The organism is Tepidiforma sp., assembly GCF_034432735.1.
Lineage (GTDB): Bacteria > Chloroflexota > Dehalococcoidia > Tepidiformales > Tepidiformaceae > Tepidiforma.
The window spans coordinates 40,460-62,824 of sequence record NZ_DAOUBJ010000037.1; the positions used below are offsets into that span (position 1 = coordinate 40,460).

At 65.3% G+C, this 22,365-nt stretch carries 19 protein-coding genes, 3 tRNA genes and 1 pseudogene; 11 read left to right on the forward strand and 12 right to left on the reverse strand.

The window, feature by feature from the left end; all coding sequences use genetic code 11:
- Positions 1 to 7 precede the first annotated feature (7 nt).
- Positions 8 to 1,426: an FtsW/RodA/SpoVE family cell cycle protein gene (locus VAE53_RS03770; RefSeq protein WP_322818032.1), complete on the reverse strand. Its 1,419-nt coding sequence runs from the start codon at positions 1,424 to 1,426 to the stop codon at positions 8 to 10.
- Here VAE53_RS03770 and VAE53_RS13160 point away from each other — a divergent pair.
- A complete protein-coding gene (locus VAE53_RS13160) occupies positions 1,361 to 2,596 on the forward strand; it encodes a serine/threonine-protein kinase (RefSeq protein WP_369294022.1) in 1,236 nt (411 codons plus the stop codon). The genes VAE53_RS03770 and VAE53_RS13160 overlap by 66 nt on opposite strands.
- 73 nt (positions 2,597 to 2,669) lie before the next feature.
- On the forward strand, positions 2,670 to 3,767 hold the full coding sequence (locus VAE53_RS03780) for an LLM class flavin-dependent oxidoreductase (protein ID WP_322818034.1): 1,098 nt from the start codon (positions 2,670 to 2,672) through the stop codon (positions 3,765 to 3,767).
- An 84-nt stretch (positions 3,768 to 3,851) separates the two neighbouring features.
- On the opposite strand, the gene VAE53_RS03785 is transcribed toward VAE53_RS03780, so the two are convergent.
- From VAE53_RS03785 to VAE53_RS03800, 4 genes are all read right to left on the reverse strand, one after another.
- Positions 3,852 to 4,835 carry a dipeptide ABC transporter ATP-binding protein gene (locus tag VAE53_RS03785; RefSeq protein WP_322818035.1) on the reverse strand — a complete coding sequence of 328 codons (984 nt, stop codon included), beginning with the start codon at positions 4,833 to 4,835 and terminating at the stop codon, positions 3,852 to 3,854.
- 28 nt (positions 4,836 to 4,863) lie between these two features.
- Positions 4,864 to 5,865, reverse strand: coding sequence for an ABC transporter ATP-binding protein (locus VAE53_RS03790; protein ID WP_322818036.1), 1,002 nt, complete (start codon positions 5,863 to 5,865; stop codon positions 4,864 to 4,866).
- Positions 5,866 to 5,919: 54 nt separating this feature from the next.
- Positions 5,920 to 6,004 (reverse strand) — tRNA-Leu (locus VAE53_RS03795).
- A 54-nt stretch (positions 6,005 to 6,058) separates the two neighbouring features.
- Positions 6,059 to 6,134: transfer RNA gene (locus VAE53_RS03800), tRNA-Lys, on the reverse strand.
- Between the two features lie 173 nt (positions 6,135 to 6,307).
- Here VAE53_RS03800 and VAE53_RS03805 point away from each other — a divergent pair.
- Together VAE53_RS03805 and VAE53_RS03810 are read left to right on the forward strand one after the other, a co-directional pair.
- Positions 6,308 to 7,228 carry a glycerophosphodiester phosphodiesterase family protein gene (locus VAE53_RS03805; RefSeq protein WP_322818037.1) on the forward strand — a complete coding sequence of 307 codons (921 nt, stop codon included), beginning with the start codon at positions 6,308 to 6,310 and terminating at the stop codon, positions 7,226 to 7,228.
- A gap of 106 nt (positions 7,229 to 7,334) precedes the next feature.
- Positions 7,335 to 7,520, forward strand: a complete 186-nt coding sequence (locus VAE53_RS03810; protein WP_322818038.1) for a hypothetical protein — start codon at positions 7,335 to 7,337, stop codon at positions 7,518 to 7,520.
- A gap of 27 nt (positions 7,521 to 7,547) precedes the next feature.
- On the opposite strand, the gene VAE53_RS03815 is transcribed toward VAE53_RS03810, so the two are convergent.
- Together VAE53_RS03815 and VAE53_RS03820 are read right to left on the reverse strand one after the other, a co-directional pair.
- Positions 7,548 to 7,745: a hypothetical protein gene (locus tag VAE53_RS03815; RefSeq protein WP_322818039.1), complete on the reverse strand. Its 198-nt coding sequence runs from the start codon at positions 7,743 to 7,745 to the stop codon at positions 7,548 to 7,550.
- A gap of 40 nt (positions 7,746 to 7,785) precedes the next feature.
- Positions 7,786 to 7,917 (reverse strand): hypothetical protein, encoded by a 132-nt coding sequence (locus VAE53_RS03820; RefSeq protein ID WP_322818040.1) that lies wholly within the window; start codon positions 7,915 to 7,917, stop codon positions 7,786 to 7,788.
- Positions 7,918 to 8,611: 694 nt separating this feature from the next.
- Between VAE53_RS03820 and VAE53_RS03825 the strand changes: the two genes are divergently transcribed.
- The 4 genes from VAE53_RS03825 to VAE53_RS03840 all read left to right on the forward strand — a co-directional run bounded on the left by VAE53_RS03825 (position 8,612) and on the right by VAE53_RS03840 (position 13,696).
- Complete coding sequence (locus VAE53_RS03825; RefSeq protein ID WP_322818041.1) at positions 8,612 to 11,779, forward strand: tetratricopeptide repeat protein; 3,168 nt, start codon at positions 8,612 to 8,614, stop codon at positions 11,777 to 11,779.
- Between the two features lie 234 nt (positions 11,780 to 12,013).
- Positions 12,014 to 12,577, forward strand: coding sequence for a DUF5317 family protein (locus VAE53_RS03830; RefSeq protein ID WP_322818042.1), 564 nt, complete (start codon positions 12,014 to 12,016; stop codon positions 12,575 to 12,577).
- A gap of 295 nt (positions 12,578 to 12,872) precedes the next feature.
- Positions 12,873 to 13,496 (forward strand): hypothetical protein, encoded by a 624-nt coding sequence (locus VAE53_RS03835; RefSeq protein ID WP_322818043.1) that lies wholly within the window; start codon positions 12,873 to 12,875, stop codon positions 13,494 to 13,496.
- A 123-nt stretch (positions 13,497 to 13,619) separates the two neighbouring features.
- A tRNA-Asp gene (locus tag VAE53_RS03840) sits at positions 13,620 to 13,696 on the forward strand.
- A 100-nt stretch (positions 13,697 to 13,796) separates the two neighbouring features.
- Here the strand turns inward: VAE53_RS03840 and VAE53_RS03845 are convergent.
- The 5 genes from VAE53_RS03845 to VAE53_RS03865 form a co-directional block, all read right to left on the reverse strand.
- Positions 13,797 to 14,645, reverse strand: a complete 849-nt coding sequence (locus VAE53_RS03845) for a glucose 1-dehydrogenase (protein ID WP_322818044.1) — start codon at positions 14,643 to 14,645, stop codon at positions 13,797 to 13,799.
- Positions 14,646 to 14,701: 56 nt separating this feature from the next.
- Entirely contained in the window at positions 14,702 to 15,310 is a 609-nt protein-coding gene (gene gmk, locus VAE53_RS03850) for a guanylate kinase (protein ID WP_322818045.1), read from the reverse strand.
- Positions 15,310 to 16,605 (reverse strand): 3-phosphoshikimate 1-carboxyvinyltransferase, encoded by a 1,296-nt coding sequence (gene aroA / locus VAE53_RS03855; RefSeq protein WP_322818046.1) that lies wholly within the window; start codon positions 16,603 to 16,605, stop codon positions 15,310 to 15,312. Before aroA ends, gmk begins: the two co-directional genes overlap by 1 nt.
- Entirely contained in the window at positions 16,602 to 17,639 is a 1,038-nt protein-coding gene (locus tag VAE53_RS03860; RefSeq protein ID WP_322818047.1) for a prephenate dehydrogenase/arogenate dehydrogenase family protein, read from the reverse strand. Before VAE53_RS03860 ends, aroA begins: the two co-directional genes overlap by 4 nt.
- An 88-nt stretch (positions 17,640 to 17,727) precedes the next feature.
- Positions 17,728 to 18,423: a site-2 protease family protein gene (locus tag VAE53_RS03865; RefSeq protein ID WP_322818048.1), complete on the reverse strand. Its 696-nt coding sequence runs from the start codon at positions 18,421 to 18,423 to the stop codon at positions 17,728 to 17,730.
- Between the two features lie 387 nt (positions 18,424 to 18,810).
- On the opposite strand from VAE53_RS03865, the gene VAE53_RS03870 reads away from it, so the two are divergent.
- The 3 genes and pseudogenes from VAE53_RS03870 to VAE53_RS03880 form a co-directional block, all read left to right on the forward strand.
- Complete coding sequence (locus tag VAE53_RS03870; protein WP_322818049.1) at positions 18,811 to 19,812, forward strand: hypothetical protein; 1,002 nt, start codon at positions 18,811 to 18,813, stop codon at positions 19,810 to 19,812.
- Positions 19,803 to 20,942, forward strand: coding sequence for a hypothetical protein (locus tag VAE53_RS03875; protein ID WP_322818050.1), 1,140 nt, complete (start codon positions 19,803 to 19,805; stop codon positions 20,940 to 20,942). Before VAE53_RS03870 ends, VAE53_RS03875 begins: the two co-directional genes overlap by 10 nt.
- Positions 20,927 to 22,365: pseudogene (locus VAE53_RS03880) on the forward strand (hypothetical protein); the annotation flags it as partial. The gene VAE53_RS03875 and the pseudogene VAE53_RS03880, both read left to right, overlap by 16 nt.

Here is a 22,365-nt window from a genome sequence, read left to right on the forward strand (position 1 = left end):
CGTCGGCTCAGGCGGGGCGCTTTCGGCTCGCGTGCGAGATTCCGAGCAAAACCCCCACCAGTCCGAGATTCACGACGAGGCTCGACCCGCCGTAACTGACGAAGGGCAGGGTGATGCCGGTCGTCGGGATGAGGCGAAGATTGCCACCGATGATCACCGCCGCTTGAATGCCCATCAGGAGCGCAATCGCGGCAGCCAGGTAGCGGTCGTAAGTCGTGGGGGCTTCCGCCGCCACGCGCATCCCCGCGTGAATCAGAACAAGAAATACGAGCGCGACCCCAGTCGCGCCGGCGAGGCCGAGCTCCTCCGCGACAGCGGTGTAAATGTAATCGGTCGATGCTGCCGGGACGACCGTTGGCATTCCCCGGCCAACCCCAGTCCCCGTGACACCCCCAGCGTTGACGGCGTAGGTCGCCTGCAGCGATTGATACCCACTTCCCGTCGGGTCCGCTAGCGGGTCGATCCAGGCATCGACACGGGCCTGGACGTGGCCGAAAGCGACGTAACCGATGACACCGGTCGCCAGCACGAGAGCGAAGCCGGCCACCGCGAAACGAAGTCGACCGGTAGCAACATACAACAGGGCTATTGCCAACGTCAGCAGGATGGCGATGGACCCGAGGTCACGAAGCAGCGCGAGCGCGGCGACCGCGCCCGCGAGGACGAGCGCAAGCGGGAGCACGTACGCGGCGCCAGGAACCGAAATGCCAGCGAATCGGCCGCTCGGCATGGCGAGGACTCCTCCGGCGTCCGTGAGATACCCCGCGAGAAAGAGAATGAGAAACGCCTTGATGAATTCCGTCGTCTGAACGGACTGGCCCGCAAGGCTCACCCAGAGCCGCGCGCCGTTGATCGTTTGTCCAAATAGCCCCGTCGCGACGAGGGTGAGCACCGCGAGAAGCCCGCTCGTGTACGTAAGCTGCTTCAGACGCCGAGGTTGGCGCCCAGCGACCATACCAAGCCCGAGCGCGACCGTGCCGACAGCGAGCCAGTTGGCCTGTTGGTCCGCGGCGCTCGGAGCGAGCCTCGTCACGAAAACCAGTCCCGTGCAGGCCAGCAGGCCCACGAGCGGCAGAATCTCGGGACGCGCGCGCGGAACGATCGCGCGAGCGAGGAGGTGCATCGCGAACACGCAAAGCGCCGCCTGCGCTACGATGCGAATCATGCCGTCGGGCACCGCAAAATTCGCCTCGGCTAGCGCGCGCCATCCCAGGGCTAGCATTGCGATCGGGCCCGCTAGCAATGCAGCCTCTGCGGCTCGTTCCCTCGTCAGCGCTTCCTGGAGGGTCATCTGACGCTCAGCGCAGCGAACATCGTGGATGGACGATACCGCCTCGAGCGCTTGCTCGGAACGGGCGGGATGGCCGAAGTGTGGCTCGCCGAGGATCTCAGGCTCGAACGCTGGGTCGCGCTCAAGGCTCTGCATGCTTCCCTAACGGCGGCTATCGACCCGGAGGCGGTCGCAGCCTTCGAGCGCGAGGCGCGCGTGGTCGCTCGCTTGCAACACCCGAACATCGTCGCCGTTCACGATGCCGGCGAACATGAAGGCCGGCGCTATATCGTTACGGAATACGTCCACGGCTATACCCTTCGCCAGCTGATCGCAACCCATGGCCGCCTCACGGAACGGGAGGTAGTCCGGCTCGGTCGGCAAATCGCCGACGCCCTCGCCTACGCCCATGGCCTCGGTGTTATCCATGCCGACGTCAAGCCGGAGAACATCCTCGTCAACGAACATGGTGTTGCAAAATTGGCTGACTTCGGGGTGGCGGAGACCCTCGGACGGACGCTCTCCCCGGCCATGGCGAACGACCTCTTAGGGACGATTGCCTACCTCGCGCCGGAAGTGATCCAGGGAAGCACTCCATCGCCCGCCTCCGACCAGTACGCCCTCGCGCTCACCCTTTACGAGGCTGCCGCCGGTCGTTTGCCCTGGTCCGGGGCCTCCCCCGCAGTCGTTGCCGGCCAGCGACTGGCCGCGCCGCCCCCTTCCTTGCGACGTTTTGCCCCCGGAAGTTCGTCCCAGCTCGAAGCCGTCCTCGGCAGGGCGCTCGCACTCGAGCCGTCCGACCGGTTCCCGGACTTGCGGGCCTTTAGCCGAGCACTCGCCAACATCCCACTGGGCCAGACGCCGACAGCACCGATAACAGCACCGCCCGGCCGGCCCCCACAGCTGCGGAGGCAGACGACGGCACGTGTGCCACGAGCACGGGCGCATGCGCCCCGGCGGAGCACGGCGACGGGCTGGTTCACCGCCTTGGCCATCGTCGGGGTCCTCCTCTTCGCGGTCGGGGCCGCCGTACTCCTCGCCGCGATCGTCTCGGAGGGCGGAGGGAGCGGCTCCCCAACGCCGGTACCGACTCCAGTTCCCACGAGCGCGCCCGAGCCGACTGCGGTCCCCACGGCTGTCCCGTCGCCCAGTCCCACGCCTCAGCCCACACCCGGTCAGTCCCCGAGCCCGGCCGTCAGTCCAACGCCGCGAGTCAGCCCGACGCCGTCCCCACCCGGCACCGCGTCGCCGTCCCCGACGCCGACACCGGGCACGCCGCAGCCCACCGCGACAGCTCCCGGTCCGGTACCGACCGCAACCCCTTGACCTTTGTCAAAAAGTCACCATACCCGCAATCGAATACGCCTATCGTTCTGTATGCTCCCGGCCGGAGGTGACCATGGAACTCGGTCTGTTCATGATGCCAACCCATCCGCCCGAGCGCCGGCCATACGACGGCGCGCAATGGGATCTGCAAATGATTCGGTGGGCCGATGAACTCGGCTTCGCCGAGGCCTGGATCGGCGAGCACTTCACCGCAATCTGGGAGCCGGTACCAGCGCCCGACTTGCTCATCGCCCAAGCACTGCTGCAAACCTCGCGAATCAAGCTTGCCCCAGGCGCCCATCTTCTGCCATACCATCACCCGGCGGAACTCGCCGCCCGCGTCGCCTACCTCGATCACCTCGCTCAGGGGCGCTTCATGTTCGGCGTCGGCTCGAGCGGCCTCCCCTCGGATTGGCAGCTCTTCGATGTCGATGGGATGTCCGGCGAAAACCGCCGGATGACCGCTGAGGCCCTCGACATCATCCTCCGCATCTGGGAGGCCAAGGGAGAGATGCGATACGAGGGACGATACTGGACCGTTCACGTGCCGCCACCGATGGTCGACGGCCTCCTCTACCACCACCTCGAGCCGTTCCAGAAGCCGCACCCGCCGATCGGCATCGCCGGCCTCAGTCCGCGTTCGGATACGCTCAAATTGGCCGGCGAACGGGGATTCATCCCCATGAGCCTCAACCTGAGCCCCCACTACATCAAAACGCACTGGGAAGTGTACGAGGAGGCCGCGCAGGCGGCCGGTCGGACGTGCGACCGCGCCAGCTGGCGTGTCGTGCGAGAGGTGTTCGTCGCGGAGACCGACGCACAGGCGCGGAGGTGGTGCCTCGAGGGCAATATGGGCAGACAGGAGGGAACCTATCTCCTTCCACTCTTCAAAGCCTTCGACTTCGTCCAGTGGATGACTGACGACCCATCGGTCACCGAAGCGGACCTGACGCCGGAATACTTCGTCGACCACGGCTGGCTGGTCGGCTCGGTCGAAACCGTGACCGAGAAGCTCCTCGAGATGAACCAGCAGGTCGGGGGGTTCGGCACCCTCCTCGTCCTCGGCTTCGACTACGCCGACAACCCCGAGCCGTGGCGCCAGTCGATGGAGCTGCTTGCCCGCGAAGTGCTGCCGAAGGTCAACCGCGCCCTGCAACCGGCCATCGTCTGAGCAAGGGCCTGCTCGAGCGAACCAAGAGGGGCCTCCGCCGGGAGGCCCCTCTTTCGTTCGACATCGTTTCCCGCGCGACTGGGACTACACGCGATGGCACCAGACCCAGTGCTCGCGGTCGGGTGTGCCGACATTCCGCCAGTCCGGCCGGCGAGCCCGGCACTCGTCGATTGCAATAGGACAGCGCGTATGGAACACGCACCCCGGGGGCGGCCGGAGCGGGCTCGGCACATCGCCGAAGAGGATGATGCGTTCCCGCTTCCGCTCGACGTCCGGGTCCGGAATCGGCACCGCCGAAAGAAGTGCCTTCGTGTACGGGTGGAGCGGATTCTCGAAAATCGAATCGCGGTCCGTCAGTTCCATCAAGTGGCCGAGGTACATCACGCCCACGCGGTCCGAAATGTGGCGGACGACGGAAAGGTCGTGGGCGATGAACAGGTACGTCAGCCCGAACTGATCCTGGAGGTCCTGAAGGAGATTGATGATCTGCGCCTGGATAGAAACGTCCAGCGCTGAAACAGGCTCGTCGCACACGATGAAATCCGGCTCTACCGCAAGAGCCCGGGCGATGCCAATTCGCTGGCGCTGTCCGCCCGAGAATTCGTGCGGGAATCGGTTCGCGAAGTACGGGTTCAGCCCGACGGTCTGGAGCAGCTGCTGGACGCGCTCCTTCTTCTCCTTCCCGTTCGCGAGCTTGTGGATGGTCAACGGCTCGCTGATGATGCTTCCAACGGACATGCGCGGATTGAGGCTCGCGTACGGGTCCTGAAAGATCATTTGCATGCGCCGGCGGAACCGCCGCAGCTCGCTGCCCTTCACCCTCGTGAGGTCGGTGCCATCGAACAGGACGGAACCCGAGGTCGGGCGCGTGAGCTGGAGAATGGCCTTGCCCGTCGTGCTCTTTCCACAGCCCGATTCTCCCACGAGCCCGAGGGTTTCGCCGCGCCGAATCTCGAAGGAGATATCGTCGACGGCCCGGACATCGGCCACCTTGCGCTGAAAGATGATGCCGGAGGTCACCGGGAAGTAGACGTGGAGCCCGTCGACCTTGACGAGAGTCTCGCCCAAAGCGGCGCGACCAGGTCGCGCGGTGGAACTAGTTTGCTGCGCCAACTGGTACCTCCCGGCGGACACGTTCAGATTCCCAGCAGGCGGCATAGTGCTTTTCGCCCACCAGGTTGAAAGGTGGATACTCCTCCCGGCAGAGATCGACTCGCCATGCACAGCGAGGATAGAAGGGGCAGCCCGGCGGCAGGTGGGCCAGGTCGGGCGGGAGGCCTTCGATCGGCACCAGCTTCTCTTTCCGGGTTTCGTCGAGTCGCGGCACCGAGTTGAGCAGGCCAACGGTGTACGGGTGCTTCGGATTGCGGTAGAGCTCGACGGCCGACGCCGTTTCGATCACGCGTCCCGCGTACATCACGTTCACCCTATCGGCGTAACGAGCCACCACCCCGAGGTTGTGCGTGATGATGATCACCGCCGTGCCGAACTCGCGGCTCAGCCGGTTCATCACCTCGAGGATCTGCGCCTGAATCGTCACGTCCAACGCGGTCGTCGGCTCGTCAGCCAGCAGCAGCTTCGGGTTGCAGCTCATCGCCATCGCGATCATGACGCGCTGCCGCATTCCGCCGGAGAACTGGTGCGGATAATCGTCGAGGCGCCGCTTCGCCTCGGGAATGCCGACCATCTCCAAGAGCTCCGCCGCCCGATTGCGGGCAGCCTGACCGTGAAGATCCATGTGGAGCTCGAGCGTCTCCGTGAGCTGGCGCCCGATGGTCAAAACGGGATTCAGCGACGTCATCGGCTCCTGGAAGACCATCGCGATTTCGTTACCGCGGATCTTCCGGATCTCATCCTCGTCGAGCTTCAGCAGGTCGCGCCCCTTGAAGATGATTTCACCCGAGACGATCTTCCCCGGCGGCTGGGGAATCAGGCGAAGGATCGAGAGCGCCGAAACGCTCTTTCCACAGCCGGATTCACCCACCAGCCCGAGCGTTTCGCCTTCCTCGACCACGTAGGAGGTGCCGTCGACGGCTTTGACGACGCCTTCCTGTGTGTAGAAGTACGTGCGCAGGTCTTTGACCTCGAGTAGCGGCATCCCTTCTCCTTTCGCGCCCGGCCGGACCGGAATTGGCCGCCGACGGGGTTCGAGTGGTGGGGAAGAGGAGACTCGAACTCCTACGCCTTGCGGCACATGATCCTAAGTCATGCTCGTCTGCCGATTCCGACACTTCCCCACGAAGTGCCCCGGCGGCCTGTGGGCTACCCGGCCGTCGTATCGTACAGGGAGCTGGTGAGCCGCGGAGGACTCGAACCTCCAACCGGCTGATTAAGAGTCAGCTGCTCTGCCAGTTGAGCTAGCGGCCCCCTCAGGACGCGCGGGAGTATATCACGGGCCTTTCGCGTCGCGGCAACTGCGCGACCCCTCCACTACTGCCAGCTTTTACCTTATCGCGGTGCCCCGGCCGGGTCTAGCATCGGGAATGCGCGCCACTCCAATTTCACTCGTGCGTTAATCGGGTTGCGCGTAGGATTTGTCCATGGCAGCGGATGACGATGGGTTGCGTGAGTCACTGCTCCCGGACGTCAATGGACGTCGACGGGTCTTCTGTTGTCATTCCGCGACCTTGAGCGGCCACCACGCGCCAAACAGCCTGGGAGCTGTGCGCGAATGCATCGAAGCCCGCGTGCCCCGTCTCGAGGTGGACGTTCGGTTCACGGCCGACGATGCGATGGTCTGCTTCCACGATGCCGAGCTCGACCGTCTGACGACCGGCTCGGGTGCGGTCGGACTGCACACGGCCGTCGCCCTGAACGCGATCCAGTTCAGGGCCACCGGTGAGCCGCTCTGCTTCCTCGAGGATGTCGTCGAACTGCTGCGTTCCAGCAGCACCATCCTCCAGGTCGACCTGAAGCTCAGCCGCCCGATCACTCCGGCGAGGGTGCGTCGTCTCGAAGACGCCCTAGAGCCGCTTCGCGACCGTGTCATCGTCGGATCGCAGTCCCCGTGGAACCTTCGGAGACTGTCGCGCGTTCCGGTGGCGTTCGACCCCACGCTCTTCCTGAATTACACCGGCGCCAAGCGGCAGGCTCCCTACCCGCGACAGCGAGGCCTTCACGGTTTCTGGGATGATTCGCCCCTGGCGCTGAACCCCCATGCCAGCGCCAAGGAGTACCTTCGAGCGCGCATCGAAGAACTGCAGGGCCTGGTCCCGGCTGCCGTCGAATGGATGGTCGACATCGGGACTATCCTCCGAATGGCCGAATTGGGCGTTCGCCTCGGAGACGTTCTGGCGAAATCGGAGGTCGCGCTGGCCGCCTGGACCCTCTCGGAACGTGATCCGCTGGAAAGCACGCTCGACCGACTCTGGGAGGCCGGGACCACGACCGTTATCACCGACGTAGCGCTCGCAGTGTCGGAACTCTTCCGCACACGCTCGAAGCCGGTCGCGCGCTGGTAACCCGAGTCACGGCTGCGTCACGCACTCTCCTCCATCGGCACCCGGTTGAAATGACCCTCCCGGCCGAACCTGAATCCAGGGAGAGACTACCGGGGGGATTGCCTGCATGAGCCGAGTAAAGACCTGGATCGGAGCGCGCCGCTCGGTCGCCGAAGACGAGTCCGGTCAGGGCCTCGCGGAATATGCCCTCATCCTGGCGCTCATCGCGCTTGTTTGTGTGGCCGCGCTTGCTACGCTCGGCCAGGCGATCGCCAACTCCCCCGGATTCACCGTCCTCCCCGGCAACCTGTAGCCGAATGCCCCGCATCCCTCCGGACGATCAGAGCAGGATCGTCCCGCAGTTCGCCGCCGACCCCTTCACCCACGCCGGGCCAGGAAGTACGGAGCCGAGGGTGTTCACGTAGCCGGGGCCGCCCGGAACATACCGCAACCACCCCGTGCCATCGAATTGGTAGACGGCCTCGTAGCAACCGGCCGCCCTCCCGAGCACCGCCTCGACCGGACCGGCCGGCAGCATCACCAGATTCCAACCTGCCCAGAGCGTTATGGAGATGCCATCACCCCGGGGCGGTGGTGTCGGTGACGAGGTTGGACGGGGCGTTGGCGAAGGCGTTGCCGACGGCGTCAGGGTCGCGGATGCGCTTGGCGACGGCGTGGCGCTCGGGCTCCCGGCACTCGACGTCGGACAAGCTAAGCTCGCTGGATACTGGGCGATCACGATAACCCAAGCCACTCGCTTCCCGTCCGAGCTGGCCGCCCGGGCAGCGCCGACGCATTTGAAGGGGAGCGAAGCCGACGATGTCTCCGCTCGGACACCACTCCCGGGATAGGTGATGTCAGCGGCCGCCGTAGAGGCTGGAACTGTCAGTGGCTGGCTCGATGCATAGGCCCGAATGCCTTCTCCGCTCCCGTTGGCAAACGGCACTCCGCCTGATGTCTTGCCCGAATACCCGCAGTCGATCGCGCGCTGGATCCAGCTTCGCCCGTAACTATCGATATGGCCGCCGGGCGCTCCATGGTCCACTTGCCATTGCGCAAACCAGGCCGCAGCAGCGTTGAGCGCGCCAGATACCTCCAAAGGCGTCGAGTACGTCAGGTTCTGATTGCGCCACGCCTGCACAAGCTGAACGAATTGTTGCTCTTCTGCATCGAGCGAGTCGTGCGGTGTACCGCATGGGCCATCCGCCCTGGCAGGCACCCGCTGGAGCAGCGCGGCGCCGAACAGTGCGGCCCCGGCAACGAGGACAGGGACAATTACCCATCGCATGGCATCACCGGCAGCGGGGGCGCTGGCGGCTTCACCATAACACCGCCACCGACCGTGAAGTCAACGAAGGCTTAACTGGCGAGGCCGTGCGGCGGGTCGTACCATTACGACAAATCATGACGGCGACCTCCACGAGCTCGATGGGAACGCGCCCCAGCCACGGGGGGCGGTTCGCCGTGCCTCGCCTTCCGCGCCGACTCGTGGAGCGTCCGCGTGTCCTCGCAGCGCTGCACCGCGCGGTCGGCAACGGTGTCATCGCCGTCGCCGCCCCCGCGGGGTTCGGAAAGACCACCGCGCTCGCGCTCGCAGTCCGCGACCTCGACTACGAACCGCGCTGGCTGACCCTCGACACGACATCTCGTGCACCCGAGGCGTTCGCATATCAGATTGGCTGCGCACTCACTGGGAGTCGGATGCTCCCGGCACCGCCAACAGCGCACGAGCTCGACGACCTGCAAGTCTTCATCGCCTCGGCTGTCTTCGATGCAGCCGCAGCTTCGCCTCGGCCACTCCTTCTAGTCCTCGATAACAGTCACGAGCTGGTCGATTCCCAGGACGCGCTCCAGCTCCTCGCGTGGCTCATCGAAGCGATGCCCGATGGCCATGAGCTCGTGCTGTGCGGCCGCGACATCCCGCCCCTGTCGGACCTCGCCGAGCGGATCGCGACCGGTGAAGTCGCCGTTATCGGCCCGGAATTGCTCGCATTCGACCGCGAGGAGGTGGCGGCCGCCATCGCCGGGACCGGCGTCGCCGCCGACCCGGCCGACCTCCTCGTCCGCACCGGGGGATGGCCTGTTGGCGTCATGGCGACGCTCGCTGGAGAAACGCTCAGCGGGATCGCCGCGCAGGACTTCGACCGCTACCTCGCGCGCGAAGTCTGGGACAAGGTCCCCGCCGAGTTGCGTCCACTCCTGCATCGGCTCTCCCTCCAACCCTCCATCGAACGGTCATACGTCGAGCTGGAATTCGGACTGCGCGCCTGGCGAAGGCTCGTCGAGTGGACAAGGCGCCGCGACTTTCTCTGCGAGCACCTCTCCCCGCGCGAGTTTCGTCTCAACCCCTTGCTCCGTCAGTTCATCGCCGATGACTTCGCGACGAATGACCACGACGGATTTCAGCAGACTCTCGATGCAGTCGTGGCTTCGCTCTCGAAAGCTGGTCGCCTTGCCGAGGCGGTCGAGCTCGTCCGCGCGCAAGGCTCGGAGGCTCAGCTCGCCAAGCTGCTCCGCGAGTACGCTCACGCGCTCATTCTCCGCGGCTCGTTTTCCCTGCTCAGGGATGCATTTGCCGCGCTCGGGACCGCTTCGATAGAACACGATTGGCTGTTGCGTGCGCTCCAGGCTCGCGTCGAGGCCCACGTCGGCGACCCGGAACGTGCACTTCAGTTGGCGGCAAAGGTGCTGGAACACCGCTCGCAACGCGGCGCACACCGCGTCCACGCGCATCTGGCACGATTTCGAGCCCTCCGGCTTCTCGGGCGTCACGATGCAATGGCTGCCGAGGCCGACCGCCTCAGGGTGCTCGGCGCCGAAGAATCCCCAGCGCTTCGGACGGAAGTGACCTACCAGCTCGCCGAGTTCGAATTGAGCATTGCGCGCAACTTCGCTCGGGCCGAGGAGCTGCTACGAGCGACCATCGAGGAAGCGGAGCAGCATGGCCTCCAGCAGCTCGGGCTCCTCGCGCGTTCCACACTCGGGCAGGCACTCGCCATGCATGGCGAGGTCCCAGAAGCCGTGACCATGCTTACCCGGGCTGCGAAGGGCTGGCGAGCCCTCGGGCGGTCGTCGAACCTCGGCTGGACGCTCAACAACCTCGGAATGGCACACCTCGACGCTGGAGACTTCAAGAGCGCCATCCAGGTACTCGGGGAAGCAGCTGCTGAAGGCATCGCCAGTGGCAACCGCAGGAACTTGGCCTACGCAAAGGGATCGCTCGGCGACGCGGAGCTGGCGCTCGGACACTTCCAGAACGCACGGGAGCACTTCGAAGAGGCAATCCGAATCTGCGCGACGGAAGCTCTCGACGAGACCCTGGCGGCATACGCTATCGCCGGACTTTCCTCCGCCTATCTCGGGCTTGGCGACCTTCAGCAAGCGGACTTTTTCGCGCGTCGCGCCATGCTCGTCGCGCTGGCCTCCGGTAACCAATACGAGATCGCCTACTGCAAATTGCGGCAGGCAGCCATCGACCTCGCCGTGGGAAACGCCGTTGCGGCCGCCCATCTCGCAGAAGAAGCCGCACACGCATTCGAGTCGATGGACGTGGCAGCACAGGCTGCCGCAGCCTGGTATCGGGTTGCGATGGCCCAGTTCAAGGCCAATCGCCGCGCCGAAGCCCAAGAATCCCTCGCACGGTGCGCGCAGGCCATTCGCCAGCCTTGGATGACGAACGTCCTCGTGCCGCTCGTCCGGGAGAACCCGATGTTCGCGCAATGGGCTGCATCCCGTCCTTCGGCCGGACGGTCGTTCCGAGAAATCCTCGAGCGCCAAAGCTTCCTGGTCAGCAACTCCGAGCCCGAACAGCCGCGAGAGTCCGGGCGCTTCCCGAAAGTTGTCGCACGCAGCCTTGGCCGGGTTTCCGTGACTGTCGGCGGCCGGCACGTGACCGACGAGCAATGGGCCAGCGTGAGAGCCAAGGAGCTCTTTTTCCTGCTTCTTGCCCACCGCGATGGGGTTCGGAAAGAGCAGGCAGTCGAACTGCTCTACCCTGAATTGCCCCGCGAAAAGTGCAATTCGGCCTTCCATTCGAACCTTTACCGAGTTCGCCGCGCACTCTATCCGGATTGCGTCATCAAGCAGGACGGCACCTACGTGCTCAACCCAGAGGCAGAGTTCGAGTGGGACGTCGAGCGTTTCGAGGCCGCAATCGAGCGCGCGCAGCGCGCGGAACCCGGGAGCAAAGAACGGGCATTGGCCTTCCAGGAGGCCGTCGAACTGTACGAAGGGCCGTTCGCAGAAGTCTTCGAGTCCGAGTGGGCGGCCGCCCTCAGAGCACAACTCCACGAACGCGCACATGCGTCGCTTGCCGCGCTCGCCGGCTATTTCGCCTCGCGCAACGATTTCGAGGCTGCTGTCCTCTGCCTCGAGCGAATCCTCCGGGCGGACCGCTTCAACGAAGAAGCTGCCTACGAACTCGCCCGCTACCGCAGCCGCGCGGGCCAAGCCGTGCAGGCCCTCCAGTTCATCGACCAGTACGCTGAAACCTACGAACGCGAGCTCGGGGCGCCGCTCCCGGACCGCTTCTTCGAGCTTCGCGCGGCCATCGCGGCGGGCATTGCTATTTAGCCATTCCGCGTTCTCCGTTCGCGAGAGTTTCGTGATAACCAACTGCGTAGTCTCCGGCCGACAAACCGTTCCGGAGGAACACGCAGATGACCCGCCGCCTTGTCACCCTCGCCATCTCGGTTTCGGCCCTGGCCGTTATCGCTCTCGCCGGCGCTGCGCCGTATCAGTCCTGGTAGGAAACAGCCAGGGAAAGCCTCCCTGCAAGTTTCCGCCACATTCGCGAAAATCGCCCGCATGGAACGTCGTGCGGGCGATTTGTTTGTCCTGGTTCTCGCTGCGGCGATATTCCTCGCCCAGCAGCTGGCGATCTCCTTCATGCCGCTCGATGGTCACGCGGGAGTCGCCCGACGTGTCCTGTTCTTCGTCACCACGGTCGCCCTCGCGGCAATGGCGCTCCACTTCCGCCGTTTCGTCGGGGCTTGGCTGGTCGCGGCTGGCATCGTGCTCAACTTGCTCCCTATGGCGGCGCATGGCGGCGCCATGCCGATCGACTACGCCATCCTCGAGCGCTCGGGGGCTTTCCCGGAGGTTACCGAAGCCGACATCGGCCGCCAGACGAATCACGGAAAAGACATCGTCCTACGCAGAGAGGACATCCACCTCTTTGTGCTGTCCGACCGATACATCGTCGACCTTCCCGTCTACGGGACCAATATCTACTCCCTGGGCGATTTCGTCCTGTTCGCCGGGCTCGGGCTGGCGGTTCTCCAGGCCGGCGTGGCTGCGGTTCGCCCTCGGCCATCCGGTGGAGTCGACTCGGCGGATCCCGCTTCGCCCGTACGCAGGAGGGAGCCCTGATTCGCTCCGTCAGCTTGGCTGGCCGCACCATCGGCCGAGCGTACGCGCGCTTCGCCCCGTGCGCGAGCGTTGCCTTTCATGGGGTGGCGAACCGCCTCGTTCTCTGGGCAACCGACGAAGCTGCTTCGACGAGCGTGCACCAGGTGCACGAACCCGCTCGCAACCGTTCCGAGGCGAGGCAGACGACGGGCGCCGAACAGAACGACTGGGAATCTCTCGGAGACTCACCGCCTCGGCCTTTCGCCGCAGAAAATCGGATCGCCTCGAACGAGACCCAACCAGAGGGTGTGAAGCGTTGACGTTCGACCACGACGCCTTCGAGCGCTGGCTGGAGCATCGCCTTGGGCCGAATCATGGGCGCCGGGCGGTCGTCGTGCGTGACGACCGCATCCTTGTGTCGAAGGTAGAGCCTGGATTGCCAGCACGGGTCATCGAAACCGTCGAACGGCTCTCGGAGCTGTTCGACCCCGTGGCCTTGCGCGAAGTGGCGCAGCCAGGGCCAGCTCCCGTGGTCGCGTGGCAGAGCGCCGTCGTCCGCGTCCTCGAAAGGGCTCTGCACGAAGGAGAAATCTCGCCATCGGAGTTCGACGAAGTTGTGGCTGGCATCGAATCCGTCGTTGCCCTCCTCGATGCTTGCTGCTGGACATGCGACGGGTCGCCCGACTGGGTGCCGGGGCCGGCTCAACGAGAGGCGCTCGACGAAGCCGAGCGCAGCCTGGTGGCCGGTACCGCCAGGCTCTTCACGCGCCATTACGGCATCTTCGACGGCCGGCCGGTCGAGAATCATTGCCCCGGGTCGAGCGTGGCCCGCCGACTCTTTGTCGCGGCAAGACACTTCATCGAGTCCGCCCCGGCCCGTCGTGCGCAACTCCGACCGAAGATGCCGGACAAGCCGGAGCTCCCAAGGAGCGACGAGTGAGCCGGCTTCGGTAGCTTTCCCCTACGCCAACCCGGCACCCGCCAGGGATGGACCTTGGTGCCTCATCGTCGGCCCGAGCCGACCTTGCCCGGGAGTCGAACCCCGCTTACTATGGCCACGTCTGGCCCCGTGGTGTAGTGGTCTAACATGCCACCCTGTCAAGGTGGAGATCGGCGGTTCGAATCCGCTCGGGGTCGCCATGTCGCATACTCTAGAAGCCCGGCTCGCCCGCCGGGCTTCATCGTCACCAGCGCAATTTTCCGTTCCCGACTACCGGATCTCGGTAACGCGGGCGGCTTCCTAGAGCCGCTGGTGGCCTGGCTCCGTTTCCCAGGGAGGGGCGATCTGGTGATAACCACCGCCAGCGGTCCAGCCGCCATCCACGTACAGAATGTGTCCGGTGACGAACCTCGACGCGTCCGATGCGAGATAGACGATCGCCCCCTCCAAGTCCTCGGGCTGTCCCAGGCGTCCCATCGGTGTTCGGGAAACGGCCTGGTCGCGGGTTCCCGGGGTCGATTCGAACACCTTCCCCATGAGCTCCGTCCCATCGAAATAGGACGGGGCGATGGCGTTCACGCGGATGCCTTCGCGGGCGTATTCCAGAGCCAACACCCGAGTTAGCGCATCCACGCCCCCCTTTGCGGCGTGGTACGAAGCGGCCCGGAATTCGCTCCCGACGCGGCCCAGGATCGAGCTGATGTTGATGATCACGCCCCCGGAACCTTGGGCAAGCATTTGGCGCGCCGCCAGTCTGCATCCATTGATCGTGGCCAACAGGTCGAGTTCGACCACCGAACGCATCCGTTTGAAGCTCCCGAGATCGTGACGCAGCCCCGAACGGTCGGTGTAGCCTGCGTTATTTACCATAATATCGAGGCGACCAAAACGATGGACACTCCGGGAGAAGAGGTCTTCGAATTGCTGCTCGTCGGTAATGTCCGCGGGAAAGGCCTCCGCTTCGACGCCGAACTGACGGAGCATCGACGCGGTTTGTTCGATCAATTCCTGACGGCGTGCTGTGACCACCACGTTGGCGCCCGCCCGTGCGAGGCCGCGCGCAAAGGCCACACCTAGCCCACTCGAGGCGCCCGTGACGAGGGCAACCTTCCCCTCGAGGCTGAACATCTGAACGAGCGAAGGGTCCACGCTGAGACTCCGTCCGAAGAGGATGCGCGCATCTTAGGGGTGGGTTTGGGCCCGCGCTATGCGACCAGCCGCGCGCGGGGTCGGTTCGGATTTCGTTTTTCGCGCTCGATGATTTCAGCGATCTCGTCGACCGCTTCCTCGAGCCGACCATGACGGTTGATCACGACATAATCGTTGTTGGGGAGGTCGGCGAGCTCCTCCTCGAGCTCCGCGAGCCTGGCGGTGAGCTGCTCAGGATCTTCGGTCCCGCGCGCGATGAGCCGGGCGCGCAAGACTTCTCGGTCCTCCGCCGTTAGAAAGATAAAAATGGCGCCCTCGAGCTTGCGCCGCCACGTGCGGGCCCCTTGGACGTCCGTGCGAATGATGACATCCTGTCCGGCCTCGAGGTACGGCTCGATCTCCCGCCGTTCCACGCCCTTCAGTTCGCCGTACACGCTCGCCCACTCCGCGAATTCCCCCGCCGCAACCTTCTGGCGAAACTCCGGCTCGGACAGGAAGTGGTAGTGGACACCATCGACCTCGTTCCCACGAGGTGGGCGCGTCGTTGAACTCGTAGCGCGATGGATTCCGAGGCGCTCGCGCAGTCGGTCGATGACGGAGTCCTTGCCGACCCCCGAAGGACCGTGCAGCACGATGACCAGCGGCTTCTCCTCCCCGCCTTCCATCAGGGACTCACCGTATCCGGGGCAGCCTGGCGAAGGTGCTCCCAGAATTCGCGATACGAAACGCCCACGGCATCGTCGAGAACCATGGTCTCACCGTCGGCGAGGCAGCCGGCGATCGCGGCGAGCATCCCTATCCGGTGATCACCGTGGGCGTCGAGCCGGGCTCCGCGGAGGGGCGTTGGGCCGCGCACTTCGAAGCCGTCCTCACGTTCGTGAATATCGGCTCCCATCCGACCGAGCGTTTCGACCACCGCCTTGACCCGGTCCGATTCCTTCACCCGCAGCTCGGTTGCGTCCCGCACGACCGTGACACCGTCAGCAGTCGTCGCCGCCAGTGCGATGAGCGGAAGTTCGTCGATCGCGCGTGGGACCAAGTCCCCAGAAACCGTGGTCCCCCGGAGACTACTCGACCGGACGACCAGGTCGGCGACTGGCTCGCCCCCAGTCGCACGCTCCTCCAAGCATTCGATATTGGCCCCCATCGCTCGAAGAATATCCACGATGCCAGTGCGGGTCGGATTGACGTTGACGCCCCGCAAAACCACTTCGGCGTCGGGGTGGCAAGCCGCGAGCACCATCCAAGGCGCTGCACTCGAGATGTCGCCCGGAACGCGCAGCGAGATGGCCTCGAGCCGCTCAGCCGGGTGCACAGTGACGGCGCGGTCCACGCGACGAATACTGGCTCCCATCGCATCGAGCAGCCGCTCGGTGTGGTCGCGTGAGCGTTCGGGCTCGATGACTGTCGTCTCGGTCTCGGCGTACAACCCGGCGAGGAGGATAGCCGATTTCACCTGAGCGCTGGCGACCGGCGTCGCGTAACGCATACCACGCAGGCGCCCACCCTTGATGACAACGGGTGCGAGCGTGTCGCCCCTCCGGCCGTACAACGTGGCGCCCATTTCGCGTAGCGGATGAATCACGCGCGCCATCGGCCGACTACGGAGTGAGGCGTCGCCGGTGAGGACGCTCAACAAGGGGTGGCCCGCCAAGAGTCCCATGAGCAAACGCATCGTGGTGCCGCTGTTCCCACAATCCAGCACGTTGTCGCTCTCGAAGATTCCATGGAGGCCCTGCCCGGTGACGCGTGCGATCGACGACCCAGCCGGCCAGTCGATTGGCACCCCGAGCTCGGCGAGACAGCGGGCCGTCGAGCGAACATCCTCCGAGTCGAGTATGCCTTCGATGGTCGCCGATCCTTCGGCGATGGCATTGAAAATCAGCGACCGATGGGAGATCGACTTGTCAGGTGGGATGGCAATGGAGGCACGGACCCGTGCCGGGCGCGAAACCCTCACAGTCGGTCGTCCTCGATGCCCAGCTTTCGCTTCAGGTCCGCGTCATCCCGAGGTCGCGTTGGGGCGCGATCGGAGGCTTCCTTGATCCGGTCGTACAGATTGCCGACGAACATCCGACCAATGGCATCGCGCGCCGATGGCGGCTCGATGCCCTCGGGGCGCCGACGCTGAGGCGGGTTTTGAATGAACGTGTCGCGGTCGAGCTGCGTCGACCGGAAAAGGTCGAAAATCGCCTCCGGACCCGACTCCAGTGCGGTCCGAATCGTATCGAGCTCGCTCTGGAGCCGCCCAATCCAGTGGAGCACGGCATCGCGGTTAGTGAGCATGATGTCGCGCGCCATGGTCGGGTCACCGCTGGCCAACCGTGTGATATCGCGAAAGCCCGGGCCAGCCAGTAGGGCCGCGTCTTCCCAACCCTGGCTGTCCCGTACCATTCGGAAGAGCGCGACCGAGGTGAGGAGCGGCACATGGCTCACGGCTGCAGCGTACTGGTCGTGCTCTGCCGGGTCGATGTAGAGCGGTACGGCGCCGAGCGTTTCGACCAGGCCCAGCACGACCTGAACCGCCCGCTCATCGGCTCGCGGAGAGGGCGTAATTGCCCAAGTGGCGCCCTCGAAGAGATTCGCAGCGGCGGCGCCGGGACCGCTTTTTTCCCGACCGGCCATCGGGTGGCCACCGACGAAGTGGGCGGTCTCCGGAAGGAACTCCGCTGCCCAGCGCATCACCTCTGCTTTCGTGCTGCATACGTCCGTCACGACGGCTCCAGGAATGAGAAAGCGGCCGATGTCCTCGAGGATGCGGCGGGCGGCAACGACCGGAGTGGCGATGATGACGAGCCCAGCCCGCTCGACGACCTCCTCGAGAGACCCCACCTCACGGTCCAACGCGCCGAGCTTCTTGGCCGCCCGCGCGTGTTCGCGGTCTCGGTCGATGCCCACCAGTTCGTAGTTTCGGTTCGGCCGGCTGGCCAGCCCCAGCCCGATCGACGTCCCGATGAGGCCGGTACCGATAATGGCGATCCGATTGTCTGCCATAGTCCCTACCCGTGCTGGGCAGGCAGAGGAGCCTGCGCGCGATGGCTAAAGGCTACCACACCGCCCCTGGCGCCCGAACGGCTCGCCTCTATGTCCCGACAATGACGCGAAGCACGTCGTCGTAGACTAGCCCAATCAGCCAACCGAGCGGGCTGAATCCCGTCACGAACCCGATCGCGATCAAGGTCATGAGGATGCCAGGGCCCCACGGCGCGAGCTGCTCGAGCGCCTGGGCGACCTCCCGCGGAGCGATCCCGGTCACTACCTTGAAGCCATCGAGTGGAGGAATCGGGATGAGATTGAAAATGCCGAGAAGGATGTTCAGCGTGATAACGAACGAAAGGAAAAGCCACACGTAATCCTCACCCGAACCTCGGCGGATCACGGCTTCGATGCTCGGGAGTGAGGTCTGCACGAGGCCGAATCGGATCGGGATAGCGGCTAGCGCGGCGAAGAAAAAGTTCGACGCCGGGCCCGCCGCCGCTACGAGGGCAAACCCCTGGCGGGGACCTGCCCGCAGCCGCCACGGATTGACGGGCGTCGGCTTCGCCCAGCCGAAGCCGAACAGTAGGAGGAGCGTCGAACCGACCGGGTCGAGGTGGGCGATCGGATTCAGCGTCAGCCGGCCATTTCGCTGGGCGGTATCGTCTCCAAGCTGGTAGGCGGTCCAAGCGTGGCAGAATTCGTGGAAGGCAAGGCCCGTCAGGATGGCCACCATCCATGCAGCGAGATACACGAAGAACACCGCTGGATTGTCTTGGAGAGCCGAGAGATACCAGATCATCGGGGGAACGCTAGCACAACGGACGCTTACGTCGGGGTTCGAAACGGGAAGGATGACGTAAACCTGCATTGACGGGACCAGGTCCCCTTGTTACGTTCGGGGCCGATGACGCCCCGCGGATGGGGCGCTGGCGCGCTCCCATCGGGGCGTACCCGGCGGTACAGCGGGGGTACCGACCGCCTTGCCAGAGTGGCCGAGCCCCGGGGTGTCGAGACCCGGTGGCAAGACCGAGGGCGGGTTCACCGCCCGCAAGCGCGAGGTTGCCGCGTGCTAGCTCCCGGGATACGTCGAGGGCATCTCCCCTGGCTTCCCCCTACCCCGTTCCTCCTTCCCGCGATTGCGTTGGTCGCCGCCGTAGTCGCATGGGCCGTCTCGAGCTCGGCACCGGTGTCGACCGATGGGGTCGCGCTTCCTATCATCCCGGCCACGGAAATTCGCTCCATCGCGTTCTTCGAACCTGATCGAGAGGCGCGCGTCGACCGTCTGCTCATCCGGGGCGCCACGCCTGGGGCGGAGCCTCGAACGCTCGTCGCATTCCCCTACACCTTCACCGGGCTGCATGCGCGGGGCAACGCGGCCCCGACCGGAGACCGTATCGCCGTCCTGTCCGTCGACGGAACGAAAGGCAGTGCTGCCACGCTGACCATCGTCGATCTCGACGGAGCGACACGCATTGTCGAGGGCGGCTTCGAGTACCTCTCATCGTTCGCGTGGACCCCCGACGGCCGCCGGCTCGCGGTCATCGCAAGCGGAGATCCCGGCGTCACCCGCGTCCTCGAAGTAGAGGTCACGGGCGGCCAGGCCACCGAGGTCGCTCGGTTCACCGCCGCCTTCCAGGTCGTGCCGCTCGGATATAGCATCGACGGGACGCGCCTCTACATCGTGGTCATCGATCAGTCCGGCTCCAACCTCTGGATGGTACGGGGGGGCATCGGCCAGCGCCTGGCCGAGCTTTCTCCTGGCCGAACGCGTGACTGGACGCTCAGTCCCGACGGCTCCCGGGTCGCCTTTATCGACATCCTCAGCGCGTCGTCGCGGACCTACGTCGGCAAGACGCTGACGATTGCCACCGGCGCGGTGACCACACTTCAGGCGGGACGCAATCAGATCGGCGCGACGTGGCAGCCCGGAAATCCGTTGCCCGTCTTCGGCGGTCCCGGCGGCTCACTGCAGCTCGAAGATCCCCGGCCCGAGGTTGCCTGGGTCGTCCCTCATGCCTATGCCCCGCTCGGTGACTACGTCGTCATCTCCACCATCGCGAGCGAACAAAACGACCAGCCGCGTCCGGCGGTTTCGCTTTGGGTCGCTTCCCCAGATCGCCGGGAGTTGCTCACCGACGAGCCCGGGGCCTCCTTCATCGGTTGGGTCCGGGGGGAACCATGGCAGTGAGAAATCAGGCGTACTGTTCGCCCTACGGGCAGCGAAAAAAGCCGGCGACCGGACGGGTCGGGCGGCTCGTGCTGTTCATCACAGGCTTCGTGGCGGTGGCCGCTTTCGGTCCGATCGTGTGGGGTATCGTCGCCGGAATCCACTCATCGCCGGGTGCAACGAGCGCCTTTGCCGTGGCGCCACCTGGTACTTACGCCGTCGTCGCTCGGCAAGAGGGTGCGGTCGACATTGTCTCGGTCGTTCGGACCGACACTCCGGCCTCCACCCTCGAGGTCGCCCGCGTCCCCCACCTCGAAGGGTTCACCACTACCGGTTCGGTCGACCCGACTGGGCGCTACGTGGCACTTCTGTCGGTCGATGCTGGCACGCCCCTAAAACCGGCGGCGTCATTGATCCTTCTCGACCTCATCGACGGGAGCCTCGACCGCCTCGTGACCGGCGTCGATTCCGGGTGGCGGCCGCTTTGGAACGAGAACGGAACAGCAGTCATCGTCACCCGGACGCGACAGGGAGACTCCGGAACCCTCATCGACATCTTCGAAGTGGCCCTCGATGGAGCATCGAAGCTCCGCTGGTCGCAGGCGGCCCTCGGGGTCTACCCAGTTGGCTGGCGCGACCAGCAGCTTCTGACCGTAGCTATCGACGGGCGAGGTTCGACACTTCAAGCAGACGGCCAGGACCTGCGGCACCTGGCCGATGGCTTCACGCGTGACTGGACAATGGCCCCTGATGGCGCCGCTATCGCCTTCATCGAGGTTGCGACCCATGGCGGCCTGCGTTACATCCCTCGCGTCGTCCCGCTCACCAATGACGCCAAGGTATCGGCCCAGGCCTTCACAGTTGGGGGTACCGAGGCACTCGGCGCGGCTTGGAAACCAGACAACGCTCCAGTCTTCGGGACCGTACCTCGGTTGCAAGCCAACGATGGCGACGTCTCTGCCCAGTCAATGCACATCGTGGGTTTCGACATCCCCGTAGCCTACAGCCCCGACGGTAGCACCCTCGCGGTCGTCCACTGGAACGGAACGGGTTTCGACGACCCGGGCCGTCCGTCGCTTTACCTCGTCAGGGGTGGCGAACGCCACGCGGTGCCCGGTCACCGGGAGTTCTTCGGATGGACGCATCGGTGAAGTCGCTCGCAGTCGGGGCGCTCCTCGGTGCCCTCGTCCTCGCACTGACAGTGGAGCGCCAGGCAGCACACGCTGACCACTACCCCTGCCACGTCCCGAACTATGGCTTCGGCTTCGACACCTACGAACACGAGGACTATGTCAGCGTCTACAACCAGATGATCGACCTCGTCACGGCGGGGGTCGCGATGCCGCCTCCCTATCAGCTCCCGTCTGGTGAGTGGATCGACTTCAGTTACCCCGGCCTCGAAACCGGGGCCAGGTCAGCCCGGACGTCCCGCGACCGCGCCGCCACCATTCCTCCGAGCCTGTACAAGGCGATGGTCTGGATCGAATCCGGCTGGGCGCACGCCGCGGGGTCCGTTCCCTACGGCGGCGTCGGTCCCGTCATCACCGCCATCGATTGCGGTTACGGCCTTGGACAGATCACCACCGGCATGGGACACCTCTCGTCCCCGCCGGCCCTCGACATTCGCATCCCCTCGGCGCGCCAAGTGATGATCGGTACCCATCCGCTGTTCAACCTAGCCGAGGGTGTACGCATCCTCGCCGATAAATGGAACTCCGCCCCGGAGCTACGGCCAATTGCCGGGACCGGCGACCCATCCGCGCTCGAAGACTGGTACTTTGCTGTTTGGGGCTACAACGGCTTCGCCTTCGTGAACCATCCCCTCAACCCGACCAAGAACCCCCTCCGCGGCGAGGTCTGGCACTGCAACGACCCGAATGCACCCGGATTCGGGGCGTTCACGTGGGGCGATTACACGTACCAGGAGAAGGTCTACGGTTGCCTCCGATTCCCACCGGTCCCGAAAGGCCAACCGTATCCCCCGCCCCTGAGCGGCGGTGGCGGCCCCCAACCGCCTTCGGCAGAATTGGCGGTCGGCGACTCTGCCGTGGTGCGGGTCGATGGAGAATGCCTCAACGTGCGCCCCGCGCCCGCTGGCAATCCTCCCCTGACGTGCCTGCCCGAGGGCACTCTCGTCACCGTTGTCGGGGGTCCGGAATCGGCCGGCGGTGTTACCTGGTGGCAAATCACGACCGGTAGCGTCACTGGCTGGTCATCTGGGCAGTACCTCGTGAAAGTCCAGGCGCCAGCGCCCGATGCCCCGGTCAACCCCGAGGGTCGGATCTGGCCTCCGCAGGTTGTTCACATGCCGGCCTTCCGGATTCCAGCAGTCGCGAGCGCGTTCGCCCCAGCAGCGTACCAGGAGTGTGCAGCGGTCGGCTTCACTGGCGGGTGCGCTGCCATGGACTTCCCCACGGCTATCTCCGAACTCGGCGTCACGACGCACAAGGACAGCACGCCCAAGCCCCCCGCATCCCTCGCAGCGACCTATCTCGGTGCGCCGCAACTTCAAGTGGTCGGTGAACGAAACCTTACCCTGCAGGTAAGTGGAACGAACTCAACGGCCGCGATGCT